The organism is Vreelandella titanicae (assembly GCF_014697095.1).
Lineage (GTDB): Bacteria > Pseudomonadota > Gammaproteobacteria > Pseudomonadales > Halomonadaceae > Vreelandella > Vreelandella titanicae.
In genome coordinates, this window is sequence record NZ_CP059082.1 from 5,202,811 (window position 1) to 5,215,363 (window position 12,553).

Sequence of the window (12,553 nt, forward strand, 5' to 3'; positions counted from 1 at the left end):
ACTAATATAATTATTTAGGCTGCATTTAAAATTTTCATAATTTACTCCTTATCCTTAAATAACTAGCCATCACTCGACCAACCCTGTGACATGTGATTAATTTAAAATCCACATGCCACCGAGCAGTTTCAATGACTTTAATTCACATCAAAACACACTACCTACAACTGACCTACTTAGCTCTGTTCAAGGGTTGTCAGAAAGCACCTGGGAGGCCGGAATATCCTGATTACCGCTGTCTGTAGATGTCGATCCAGAATAAACAATCCTGTTATCTTCATCCGAGCCTCTTTCAGCAAGTGCTACGCCTGAAGAAAGCAGTAATGCAATGATTAAGGCCGCATTTAAAAGTTTCATGATTCACTCCTTACGTTTAACTACTCGATCAACCTACTGAGCTAAAAGCAACCTCATGGATCGCTTCCCCCTCTAATTTCCTACATGTGAGTTAATTAGCTCTTTTAGAGAAGAAGGCTTGGTTTGCTAGTCGCTTCATCAGCATATGAATGATAGATTCAAAATGAACGGATCAGAATGCCAAATACTCTTTCGTTCTTGCCTGATCCAGTCTTTCGGTATATTTCCGAGAATCTTTTAATACTGAGAAGAAGTGATGCCCGCATGAAACTCTCGTCAGACAGCTAGTACAGAATAAAGGCAACTGCCGACCAAAACCCTCACCGAAATCGAGGATATCAACATTCCGCCTCTCAATTGGCACTTAAGATCTCCAGCTATCGATGTCTTCTAGTGAGGGGGCACTTGGGGCTAAACTGTTATTTTCACGCTACTCAGAGCAGCCAGCCCCCAACGCCGCAGAGCCTATGATCAACACCTTTGCCGTATCCAACTACCGCAGCCTGAAAAACGTTGTCTCTCCCCTGTCGAGTCTCAATGTAGTGACTGGGCCCAACGGGTGCGGCAAATCCAATTTATACAAAGCGCTGCGGTTATTGGCAGAAACAGCCAAAGGCAATCTTATCTCATCGATTGCTCAAGAAGGCGGGCTTGATAACACCTTCTGGGCTGGCCCGGAAAAACTCACCAGAGGCATGAGAGACGGCTTCGATCCCATCGAGGGCACTGCCAAGAAAAACAGTCCCCGGCTTAGGCTGGGTTTTGTGGGTGAAGATTTCGGCTACGCCATTTCATTGGGGATGCCCGCACCTCAGGGCTTTGCGGGCTACCAAGACCCGTCCATGTTCCAGTTCGACCCCGAAATAAAACGGGAATGCATTTGGGCAGGCGATGTTTGCCGACCCAGCAGCTGTTTGATTGACCGAGTTGGGTCTGTGGTCAAAGTGCGTGCAGGTCGTAAATGGCAGGTTTACGGCGCCCACCTTAACAGTTACGAAAGCATTCTGAACGAAATCAGTGACCCGATCGCCGTGCCTGAAGTCCATGCGGTTCGGCAAACTATTCGTCATTGGCGCTTCTACGATCAGTTCCGAACCGATCCGCACTCCATCATCCGCACACCGCAAATCGGTACCCGTACCCCGGTGCTGGATCACGATGGCCACAGCCTAGTGGCCGCATTGCGCACCATACACGAGATTGGCGACCGAAAGGCCTTGTATGAGGCAATTGAAGACGCCTTCCCCGGCGCAACGATTGATTTTGGGGCCGATGCTGGGAATCGCTTTCTACTGCAGTTTCTACAAAAGGGGCTGTTGCGCCCCTTAAACCAGTCCGAACTATCAGACGGCACGCTTCGCTATCTGTTGCTGGTGGCGGCGCTGCTCACACCCAGGCCGCCTTCCTTGCTAGTGTTGAATGAGCCAGAAACCAGTCTACATCCGGATTTGCTTCCCGCCTTGGGCCGCCTGATTATCCGTGCATCGAGGGAAACTCAGGTGTGGGTGGTCTCCCACGCGCCACGCTTAGTGGCAACACTGGAGCAAGATCAGGCCTGTAACTCTATCGCGCTGGATAAAGAGTTTGGTGAGACCGTTATCCTAGGCCAGGGGTGGCTAGATGAACCGCCCTGGCAGTGGGCGGATTAAGCAGAACGCTAACGAACCGAGGACACTAGCGTTTCGTCTTTTCCATTTAGTTTGCCTAGAAGCCCTTTTCGCTAACTAAAGTGTAGCTGTTGGGGTGCTTTAGATTGATCAAAACGTAGGCTCATCACTATCAGCCCAATAAAAATCACCCCAAGCATCAGCCATGCCTGCTCAAACCCTCCCAGTAAGTCTTTTATCAACCCCGCCGCGATAGGTGCTAAAGAGGCGATGAGATAGCCGATCCCTTGTACCCAAGCAGCAAGCTGACCAGATAGCACGGGGTCGTCTGAGTGATCCATAGTGATGATCAAGCTTAAGGGAAAAAGGCCTCCAATTCCTAACCCCAGCAGCGCGGTTGCCAACCAAGCCATTGTTTTAGGCATTAGCCCAAGAAGCAAAAAGCCCGCCACCGATAACAGAAGCACCAGCAATAACACCGGGCGACGGTCTTTCATCTGTTGAGCCAGTATGGGAAACGTTAGGCCAGCCATCACCTCAATGGCAGTTAGCCAACTAAGCGCCAGCCCCGCTTGCGTTTGAGACCAGCCTAAATTGATAAAGGTGGGCGGAATCCAAGCCAGAAGGCAGGTATAACCCGCCGTACCTAAACCAAAGAAAATCGCCAACGACCAAAACCGAGGCTGCCGAGCCATCGCTGAAAAAGCGATGCTAACACTGTTGTTTTGACTAGGGGCTGGCAGTATTCGCCTGCGCATCACCCAGCAAACGAGCCCTGCAAGTGCTAAAAGTCCCCATAACGCCAAGGCGCTCTGCCAGCCAATATAATCACTCACCACAGGCGTAATGGCAGAGGCTAGAGCCGCGCCCCCCATGATGGAGGCAATGTAGAACCCCATCACCATCGGGGTTTTCTCGCCTGCCGCCTGTTTTATCACCGCAGGAAGTGCCGCCTGGATAAAGGCTATGCCAATGCCGGCGCCCAGCGCGGCTGCCCATAAGCCTGTATACCCGAAGCCAAACCAGTGTAACGCGTCCGATAAAGCAATCGACGCAAGCGCCAGGGTAATCACGCTATTAAAGCCGATCCGCTTTGCAAGCAACGCGCTAACAAAACACCCCAACCCCATCGCTAGTACCGGTAACGTGGTTAAAAGCGACAGCTGTGTAAATGAAAGACTCACATCATACCGGATTGCCTCAACCAGCGGGCCAATAGCCGCCATGGATGGCCTCAGGTTGAGCCCAATCAGAATGATCAGAAGGATCGTTCTTACCAACGGTATTGATCTCGAATTGCTATTGCGCATACCCACTGCCCACCCTTTATCGGCCATTGCTAAAATAAGAATCGGCGCTTACTTTAAAACCTCAGGTTAACTTGAGGTCAAGATAAATGATGAACTGGCTAATTAGGCCTAAAGAAGAGAGTGTTAAGCGTGGGTGCAGTGGCTAAAAGAAGCAGGTTTAACGTATCGACGATGTATTATTACGGTGCAGAAGGGTTATAACGAGCTGGCAAAAATCGCGGCGACCAGCGCCGCTTCGCTTTGGGCAAGTTGTTTATCGTCAACTATACTGCGCCCTAACGAACATGATGTCGTTGCCTTTGTTGGCTAGCGTGCAGCGCCAGCCAACAAAGGTAAATTAGTCAGCTTGAACAGCATAAGGAGTTTGCCGTGACAGCCACTAACGATCGCACTTATCGAAGCGGACCAAACCCGTTTCATACCGTAATGCTTGCAGGGACTACGCCACTCTTTCTTGGCACCATGCTATGTGATTACGCCTACTCAACCACCTACCATATTCAGTGGGCCACCTTTGCTTCTTGGCTAAATTTGGGTGGGCTTATTTTCGCGGGACTTGCGCTTTTGTGCGCAATTATTGGCTTTTTTCGTTCCCAAGACCGTCGTTTGGCTTTTCTGATGTATCCAGCGCTGCTATTGCTCACCTGGGTACTGGGTCTTGTCAATGCGTTAGCCCATGCACGAGACGCCTGGGCCATGATGCCAGTTGGCTTTGCTCTTTCGATCGTCGTTGTTTTGCTCGCAGGCACGGCGACGTGGGTCGGTTTTTCCCGCTTTGGTATCGGAGATAAGCCATGAAGTTTTCCCATTTCTTCGCCGCTCCTCTCTCGATACTTCTGGTGGCAGGTGTTGCTCGCGCTCAGGACTCTCAAAAGTATGGGCCAAACCCTGACCTTCCTGAACCACAACGTGGGCTTCTGCCGGATATGTCAGTTCCCGAGCCCGCAGAATGGGGCGACCAGCTACCGACGGTTCCCGACGGTTACACCATTACGGCCATTGCTACTGATCTTAAGGTGCCGCGCCAAACGCTGGTGTTGCCCAACGGCGATATTCTGGTGGCAGAGGGAAGCGGCGGCAACGCACCGCCCCTGAAGCCAAAAGATTTTATTGCTGGCTACATAAAAAGCCAGGGCACCACCTCCGTTGAAAGCGGTAACCGATTGACCCTTTTGCGCGATAGCGACGATGACGGCAGCTACGAAGAGCAAACGGTGTTTGCCGAGAACCTCAACGCGCCTTATGGGCTGGCATTGGTTGATAACAACCTCTATGTCGCTAACCAAGATGCGGTTGTACGCTTCGATTACGAGGAAGGCCAAACCGAGGCCAGTGGGTCGCCAGAAATAATTACGCTGCTACCCTCGGAAATCAACCACCACTGGACCAAGGCGATGACCGCGAGCGCTGACGGAGACTACTTGTACTTGGGCATTGGCTCCAACAGTAACATCACCGAACGTGGCATGGCAGCGGAGGTTAGTCGAGCCGAGGTATGGGAAATTGATGCCGACACCGGCATGCATCGGCCTTATGCCACCGGCCTGCGCAACCCCACGGCGTTGGCTATCCAACCCGATACTGAGCGACTTTGGGCAGTCGTTAATGAGCGTGACGAACTAGGCCCGGACTTGGTTCCAGACTACCTAACCACCGTACAGGACGGCAGCTTTTATGGCTGGCCATTTAGTTATTGGGGGCAGCATGTTGACCCCCGCGTACGCCCGCAGAACCCTGAAAAAGTGGAGTCAGCAGTGGTACCCGACTACAGCCTAGGCTCGCACGTAGCACCACTGGGTCTCGCCTTCTCCATACCGGAAATGGGAGATGAGTTCGCTGAAGGCGTGTTTATCGGCGAACATGGCAGTTGGAACCGCTCAGACCCTGTGGGCTACCAGGTTGTCTTTATCCCTTTCCGCAATGGCGAGCCCGACGGTGACCCAATTGATTTCGTTTCCGGGTTTCTTACTGAAGACGGTAAAACTCGCGGTCGCCCAGTCGGCGTCACCATCGATCCAGAGGGCGCCCTTATCATCGCTGACGACCTGACGAACGCCGTTTGGCGCGTGACCTACGATGGCGATGAGTAAACACTTAACCCTCCGCGTAAAAAAAGGCGGCAGCCTGTTGTACTGCCGCCTTTTCCGTTTGTTCTAAAGAAGCCTTTATATGAACAACTCATACCAGGTTAACTCATGCACTACTTCAATTAACCGCGCAGTAGCAAGTATTGTCATGGTTAAGATTTATGATACAAAGCGATCTGTCGCGCGTATCAACTGATCGAGAATGCCGGGTTCGCTCCAGGCATGCCCTGCCCCTTCGATCAAATGGAATTCGGATTCTGGCCAAGCGTTATGCAGTGCCAGCGCATAACGAACAGGGCATGGCATATCGTACCGCCCATGGACAATGACGCCGGGAATGCCTTTTAGGCGTGAAGCGTTAGCAAGCAGTTGCCCCTCCTCCAGCCAAGCGCGATGAGTGAAATAATGGTTCTCTAACCGCGCAAAGGCTAACGCAAAATGCCCCTCTCTGTAGGGAGCCGATAAGGCAGGGTCTGGTAGCAGGGTGATGGTTTCACCCTCCCATATCGTCCAGGCCTTCGCCGCCTCAAGCTGAGCGATAGGGTCGTCACCCATCAAACGATGATGGTAGGCGGCCACCATATCGTGTCGCTCTGCTTCAGGAATAGGCGTCTGAAACGCCGCCCACTTATCGGGGAACATTTCAGACACACCAAACTGATAGTACCAGTCAATCTCCGCTTGAGTGACCGTATAGACGCCTCGCAAAATCAACTCACTGACACGTTCAGGATGCGCCTGGGCGTACGCAAGGCCCAGGGTAGAACCCCAAGAGCCGCCAAAAACCATCCACTGGGTTACGCCAACATGCTCACGTAGCCTCTCGATGTCTTCGACTAAATACCACGTAGTATTGGCTTCGATACTGGCATGGGGCTCTGAACGTCCACAGCCACGCTGATCAAAGAGAAGAACATCGTAGTGCTCAGGGTTAAACAGACGTCGATGATCAGGCGAAATTCCACCGCCGGGGCCACCATGCAGGAACACCGCAGGCTTACCGCCCGGTTTGCCAACACGCTCAAAATAGACCGTATGGCCACCCCCAACATTGATCATGCCTGTTTCGTAGGGTTCGATCGGTGGGTATAGGGTTCTCAAGTTCGTCATTCAAGCCTCCCGCTTCAGTTTCACCTTTCCAAACACCGTTTGACACTTCCACCTTCGCCGACGACTTTACTACAGGCGATTCTCAAATGACCTCGAAGAACGGTCAGGAATGCTAGTATCTAGGAAAGGAAGTGAACCCGGAAGTGGTACAGCCAGCACTGGATCAATCTGGCAATAAATGAAAGGACCTCATCATGATTGAATCAATAGAAGAACTCGAAGCGATTAGAAAAACGTGTCATTCGATGGTCACCAAGAGTTCGAGCCTCTCTGCGGGCGCAGCGGTTATACCCATTCCAGGGGTGGATATAGGTTCAGACGTTGCCATATTGATGCGGCTAATTCCCAAAATTAACCAGAAATTTGGTTTAACGCCTGAACAAATCGACAGCCTGGATACAGAATCCAAGCTCTTTGTGATGACGGCCATCTCAAATACCGGCAGCAAAATGGCCGGTAAATACATCACGAAAAAACTTATCGTGATGCTGTTAAGCAAGATGGGCGTCAAGGTAGCGTCTAAAGGTGTTGCTAAGTTCGTGCCCTTTGTAGGTAGCGCTGTGGCAGGTGGCATTAGCTTCACCGCCATGAAGTACATGGGTAACAGCCATGTTGAAGATTGTTATCAAATTGCCTTGGCGGCACTGGAAAAAGAGCGTCGGGAACATGAAATCGTGATTGAATCAGAGCCAGACGTATAACCCGCCCCTCACTGCAGAGATACTCAGTAAAGCTGAATAGCGGTCTTTCTAATGTGGCTCCGCTAGTGGGCGGTGATATGCTCTAGTTGATTTCTTAACGATTACATCAGGAGAATTTAATGCCCGCTTACGTCGTACTAACCCGTGAACATACTCACGACGCCAAGGAAATGGAGCGCTACGGCGAGAAAGCAAAAGCTGCTCGCGAAGGCCACGATCCGCAACCGCTCGCTTTTTATGGCGATTTTGAAGTGCTTGAAGGTAGCGCTATGGAAGGTGCGGTGATTCTGCGCTTTCCGGATATGGCTGCCGCCCGCGCCTGGTATCAAAGCCCCGCCTATCAGGAAGCCCGCAAGCATCGCTTCCAGGGCGCCGACTACCGCGTTTTTATCGTTGATGGCCTAACAGAAGCCTAAAGAACCTCACCTGCAAAGGCGATGGAACCCTCGCCTTTGCGGGGCCGATTTTCCCTATCCCAATCATGACGCAACGATTACCCCCGCGTTAGCGCTCAACTTTCTTTAAGCAGTACAAAATGCTCAATCAATCGAATCATCAGCGTTTTCTGATCGGGCAGACTTTCCGCCACTAATAACGCTAACGCGACCAACGTGTTGTCATTAATAAGCTGCTCAACAGGGCGTGCCAGTAACGCGGCGTTGCGGCGCAGGTACCACAAAAACAGAAAAGAGCCACAGCGCTTATTTCCATCAGCTAGGGGATGGTTCTTGATAACAAAATAAAGCAGGTGCGCCGCTCGGGTAGCCACATTGGGGTAAAATAGCTCATCACCAAAACCTTGTTCGATGGTGGCGAGAGCTGATGTCAAACCATCACCCCGCACCTGTCCAAAAAGCTCGGTTGCTTCGCCTTTGCTAATGAGAGTTCGCTTCAACTCACTAATGGCTTTCAGTGCCTCTTCTAACCCTAGCGAATGCATATCAGGCTGCTTGATGTTTAACTCAGCTAATTGCTGTTCATCGTAGCCCTGCAGCAAACTCCAGGAGCGTGCGTAGTCGCTAATAACACGCGCAACGGCTTCGCCCTCGATAGATACCAGCCCTTGGTTGGTCAAGGTTCGGCTGAGCAGATTGACTGCCTGTTCAAACTCGATACCGCGCTCGGTTAGTCGGCGTTGGTTAAGGGTATAGCCTTGAACCAGATATTGTTTGAGTACATCGGTAGCCCACTTGCGGAACTGTACACCACGCTGAGATTTCACGCGGTAGCCAACTGAAATAATGACATCAAGATTGAAGTGATCAACCTGATAAGCTTTGCCATCTTCGGCAGTATGTGCAAATTTTGCACATACTGAATTTCGCTCCAGCTCTCCCTCGTTAAAAACGTTACGAATGTGCTTTGTAATAACCGAACGCTCACGCCCAAACAGTTCACACATCTGCGCCTGACTCAACCACACGGAGTCCTGTTCCAACGCCACTTCCAGCTGCGCTTTGCCATCTTCGCTGGTGAATATCTGTATTTGCTGGTCATTCATCGATTGCGCCCCCGTTTTTATCCCGATCTACCTGTCGCTAAAGCGACTTTCTTAGTTAGCTAAGTATAAATCGCGACTTAAACTGTACACCTATACAGCAAAAATCCCAAAAAATGTTTGCTGTTAAACATCCACGAACGCTCTGGGGGATGGAAAACGCGATACCAAAACGCCCCGAACCAAGTCGGGGCGTTTTGCCGTTGCTTTACCTCTGGGATAGGCGGAATTACATCACCAGCGATAGCTCACTTTCGCGCTGATTTCGCGACCCGGATTATAGTAATCGGCCGTGCTTGAACCGACCACGTGCTGCTCGTCGAGCAAGTTGCTGACATTGACGGCTAGGTCGGCGTCTTTAGTGAGCTGGTAGCTGAAGGCCGCGTCAAACAGCGTTGCCGCACTGCTCTTTGACGTATTGGCGACATCAAAGTAGTAGGAGCCAATGTAACGGGCGCCGAGACCAACGCTCATATCCTGGCTTGGCAAGGTATAGTAGCCCCACAGCGACGCCGTATGTTTGGGTGCTGCGGTGAACTCGTTACCCTCTCTGGCTGCGTTGCTGTCGCGTACCACCTCCGACTCCATATAGGAGTAACCACCGGCCACGCTAAAGCTATCGGTCAACTCAGCCTTCGCTTCCAGATCAAGACCCCGTACGCGGGACTCACCCACGGTTTCCCGCTCGATAACGCCATTGTCCTGTACAACCGAGATGGTGACGTCGTCCCTGGTTAGGTCATAGATGGCCGCCGAAAACAGCGCATTGGTACCAAAGGGGGAATATTTCGCACCAATTTCGTACTGCTCACCCCGTTCGGGGTCGACACCAATCGTGGGCGGTGCGACCGACTCCACCATGCTGACATAGGTAGAAATTTCGTCGGTGACCCGATAGGTCAGCGCACCGCGAAGTGAGGTCTCAGAGAAGTCATCGGAATCGGTAACGCCCGCCATGTTGGTGCTTGAGACATCCATCGAGTCGTTGCGCACACCCGCTGTCACAATGAATCGGTCATAGAAGGACAAATTCTGAGTCAGGAAAACAGACTCAGTGGTGAAGTCCTGCTTGTTGCTGCTGTAGACGTTCAGGCTACTCGGGGCACCGCTAAAAACGGGATTTGCGATATCAATGGAGGTCGCATCCCCGTAAAACGAACGGTCTTCGGTTGAAGCTTCGCGATACTCGACACCCACGAGCGTGCTGCTATCGACCTGATCAAAGCGGGCGTCGTATTGCAGGATAGCGTTGCCGATCAACTCCTGGGCTTCGTTGTCCGTTCCAAAATAGTCGCGATCCACCACGCTACCAACTCGCGCCGCGGAGTCAGTGATATAAACGTAGCCGAAGTCATCAGTCAGGTCGCTATAGCGCAGATTACCCCGCAGCGTCAGCCCGTTGTTGAAATCATGGGTGAGCTGTCCGGTAAGGCTGGTACGCTCAACATCGTGATAATTAAAATCAGGCTCACCAAAGAACTCGCTGCGATCGTACTCCCGGTCGAGTGGATAACCGCCGCTGTTAGGGGTGTCGTCACGCTTCAGGTAATCGAAGATAACGCTTGCTGAGGTGTAATCTGTCGGCTCCCAGGCCAAGCCCCCCATCAGGAAACCATTGTTGTCTTTGGAGTGATCGTATTCGCGGTCGCTGTCTCGGATGGTGCCGGTAAAGCGGTAGGCCACTGTCTCGTCAGCGTTCAGCGTGTCACCCACATCAACACCGGCTTCTTTTGCGTCAAATGAACCGTAGGAGAGATAGCCCTCTCCAAAACGCTCAAAGCGTGGCCGCTTGCTCACGAAGTTGACCGAACCACCTGGATCCGCCGGGCCAAACAGGGTGGAGTTGGCCCCACGCAACACTTCAACGCGTTCGTAGGCGTAAGGCTCTTCGCGTACACCGCGCATTGAGCCTAGCGTAAGCCCGTCACGGTAGGTGGTGGCCTCGAATCCGCGAATTTTAAAATAGTCGTTACGGTCATCGGTGCCGTAATAATCAGTGAGGACGCCTGGCGTATATTGCAGCACTTCCTCGGTGGTAGAGGCGTTGCGCTGCTCAATCTCCTTCTCAGTGACGACCGACACGGAAGCGGGGGTATCAAGGATACTGGTAGCCACCTTACCGCCGACCCATAGCTCTTGGGCCACTATCGAGTTGGCATCATCATCAGCGTAAGCCTGAGCATTGACGATAATGGGAGCAAGGCGATAGCCCTCATTACCTTCACTGCTCTCGCCGGTTTCCTGGGCGTTCCCAATCATGGGAATAGTCACCAGCGTGGTGCCGCACAGAATGGCGGTAGTGGTCTGCTGCCACCGTAACCAACTTGCGTTGCGCCGGACTGTGCTACTGCTATCAGTCATGTTGAAGATCCCTTGAAATGATTAAACCGGCCCTGCTCGCCTTATGGTTTTCTTTTAAAAGGCCGTGAGAGTATCCAAAGGTGGCAGCACCTAGTCAATAGTAATAACACAAATCATAATCATTTATTTTGAACTTTAGTTCATGATTGCAATACACGTATGAGGTCATGCACCAACCGACTACCCGTCCTATATCTGCAGCGCTCGTGTACCAGCGGCATCTGATCAACAAATAAAAAAAGCCCCGTGTTATCCAAAACACGGGGCTTTTGACAAAGGAGTGTGGCCTGGCTCAGTGTGCCTCGACAGCGGCACGCCCTTTGATGATAGAGCGGGCAAGCATCAGATACGCCACCGAGCCACAGGCGGCCATGGCCAGAATGACCGCTTCAAGCGTATGCGGCAACATGGCGGACAATGCGCTCAGCAGCCCGGCGACACCGAACTGTGCTGCGCCCAGAAGCGCTGCGGCCGTCCCGCCACTGGTGGGAAAGAACTCCAAAAAGCAGGCCTGAATATTCGGAGAGATCGCCCCCACCGCGCCGATGGTCAGCATCATGGCGGCGAGGAAGGCGTAAAGCGACCAATCCATAAAGGCAGCCATCACCAGCAATACTATACCCACTGCCTGACAGCCCGTTGCCAACTGCAGGATACGCAGTGACGGTAGCCTGGAAAGCAACACTCGATTGAGAATGTTGAAAATAAGCATCGCGACGATATTCGCCGCAAACAGCATCGAAAAGCTTGAAGGCGACTGGCCGAAATGCCCCTGATAGATAAATGACGCATAGGTGATGAACATCATCAGAGTAGAAAACGAAGCAGCCTGCCAAACGATGAACGGCAGCGCCGGTTTTGTCGACAGTACCAGTTTGTAACGCGCCAGCAGGCTCATCTTAGGGCTTTTCGCGCGCGACACCTTTCCCGGGCCGGTAAACAGCACCCGCACCAGCAACGGCACCAGCAGCACCGCGTACACCGCCAAGGCAAAAAAGATATAGTGCCAGGAACCCAGCGCCAGAATCGCGCTGCCTACGCTCGGAGCGATTCCAGGTGCCAGCACCATGATAAAGCCCATCATCGAGAACAGTTTCGCGGCGTCGCGGCCCGCCACCCGGTCGCGCACCAGCGCCGGCACAGATACCAGGGTAAAACCGGCGCCAAGAGCCTGAACTGCCCGCCCGCCGAGCAGGGTGTTCAAAGAATCCGCCATACCAATGACGATGCTTGAGAGCGCAAAAATCGCCAGCCCGCTCATCAGCACCCGCTGGCGCCCGAAGCGGTCTGAAAGCGCACCGCCGATCAACTGGCCAAACGCCAACGCGAGTACATACACTGAAACGCTCAACGATACCGCCTGCTGAGAAATCCCCAGCGATTCACCAATAACCGGAAAAGCCGGCAGATACGTATCCATGGAAAACGGGCCCAGCATCATGGTCATTGCCAGGCTCAGCACCACAGTGAAGGGCGTTTTAGATTGGGTCATAGAAGCTCGCGGTAAAAGGGCGTAATGATG

11 protein-coding genes are annotated in these 12,553 nt (G+C 52.4%); 5 read left to right on the top strand and 6 right to left on the bottom strand.

All coding sequences use genetic code 11. The features are described from left to right. Positions 1-186: 186 nt before the first annotated feature. On the bottom strand, positions 187-357 hold the full coding sequence (locus HZS52_RS23910) for a DUF2790 domain-containing protein (protein ID WP_190373888.1): 171 nt from the start codon (positions 355-357) through the stop codon (positions 187-189). A 383-nt stretch (positions 358-740) separates the two neighbouring features. On the opposite strand from HZS52_RS23910, the gene HZS52_RS23915 reads away from it, so the two are divergent. Then, positions 741-2,006: an AAA family ATPase gene (locus tag HZS52_RS23915; protein WP_223828017.1), complete on the top strand. Its 1,266-nt coding sequence runs from the start codon at positions 741-743 to the stop codon at positions 2,004-2,006. Between the two features lie 71 nt (positions 2,007-2,077). Here HZS52_RS23915 and HZS52_RS23920 read toward each other — a convergent pair whose 3' ends face one another. Then, positions 2,078-3,190: an MFS transporter gene (locus HZS52_RS23920; RefSeq protein WP_022519817.1), complete on the bottom strand. Its 1,113-nt coding sequence runs from the start codon at positions 3,188-3,190 to the stop codon at positions 2,078-2,080. Between the two features lie 453 nt (positions 3,191-3,643). Here HZS52_RS23920 and HZS52_RS23925 point away from each other — a divergent pair, with 453 nt between their 5' ends. Together HZS52_RS23925 and HZS52_RS23930 are read left to right on the top strand one after the other, a co-directional pair. Further along, entirely contained in the window at positions 3,644-4,072 is a 429-nt protein-coding gene (locus HZS52_RS23925) for a DUF2231 domain-containing protein (RefSeq protein ID WP_022519816.1), read from the top strand. Beyond that, positions 4,069-5,364, top strand: a complete 1,296-nt coding sequence (locus tag HZS52_RS23930; RefSeq protein ID WP_190373889.1) for a PQQ-dependent sugar dehydrogenase — start codon at positions 4,069-4,071, stop codon at positions 5,362-5,364. Before HZS52_RS23925 ends, HZS52_RS23930 begins: the two co-directional genes overlap by 4 nt. 156 nt (positions 5,365-5,520) lie before the next feature. Here the strand turns inward: HZS52_RS23930 and pip are convergent, their stop codons facing one another. Next, positions 5,521-6,471 carry a prolyl aminopeptidase gene (gene pip, locus HZS52_RS23935; RefSeq protein WP_022519814.1) on the bottom strand — a complete coding sequence of 317 codons (951 nt, stop codon included), beginning with the start codon at positions 6,469-6,471 and terminating at the stop codon, positions 5,521-5,523. Between the two features lie 194 nt (positions 6,472-6,665). Between pip and HZS52_RS23940 the strand changes: the two genes are divergently transcribed. Both HZS52_RS23940 and HZS52_RS23945 read left to right on the top strand, forming a co-directional pair. Next, positions 6,666-7,172 carry a hypothetical protein gene (locus HZS52_RS23940; RefSeq protein ID WP_022519813.1) on the top strand — a complete coding sequence of 169 codons (507 nt, stop codon included), beginning with the start codon at positions 6,666-6,668 and terminating at the stop codon, positions 7,170-7,172. A 119-nt stretch (positions 7,173-7,291) separates the two neighbouring features. Further along, entirely contained in the window at positions 7,292-7,588 is a 297-nt protein-coding gene (locus HZS52_RS23945) for a DUF1330 domain-containing protein (RefSeq protein WP_022519811.1), read from the top strand. 95 nt (positions 7,589-7,683) lie between these two features. On the opposite strand, the gene HZS52_RS23950 is transcribed toward HZS52_RS23945, so the two are convergent. The 3 genes from HZS52_RS23950 to HZS52_RS23960 form a co-directional block, all read right to left on the bottom strand. After that, positions 7,684-8,673 (bottom strand): virulence RhuM family protein/type II toxin-antitoxin system death-on-curing family toxin, encoded by a 990-nt coding sequence (locus tag HZS52_RS23950; protein WP_022519810.1) that lies wholly within the window; start codon positions 8,671-8,673, stop codon positions 7,684-7,686. Positions 8,674-8,904: 231 nt separating this feature from the next. Next, the gene (locus HZS52_RS23955; RefSeq protein WP_190373890.1) at positions 8,905-11,031 is read right to left on the bottom strand and encodes a TonB-dependent siderophore receptor; all 2,127 of its coding nucleotides are present in this window, start codon (positions 11,029-11,031) and stop codon (positions 8,905-8,907) included. Positions 11,032-11,323: 292 nt separating this feature from the next. Continuing rightward, positions 11,324-12,523, bottom strand: coding sequence for a Bcr/CflA family efflux MFS transporter (locus tag HZS52_RS23960; protein ID WP_190373891.1), 1,200 nt, complete (start codon positions 12,521-12,523; stop codon positions 11,324-11,326). Positions 12,524-12,553 lie beyond the last annotated feature (30 nt).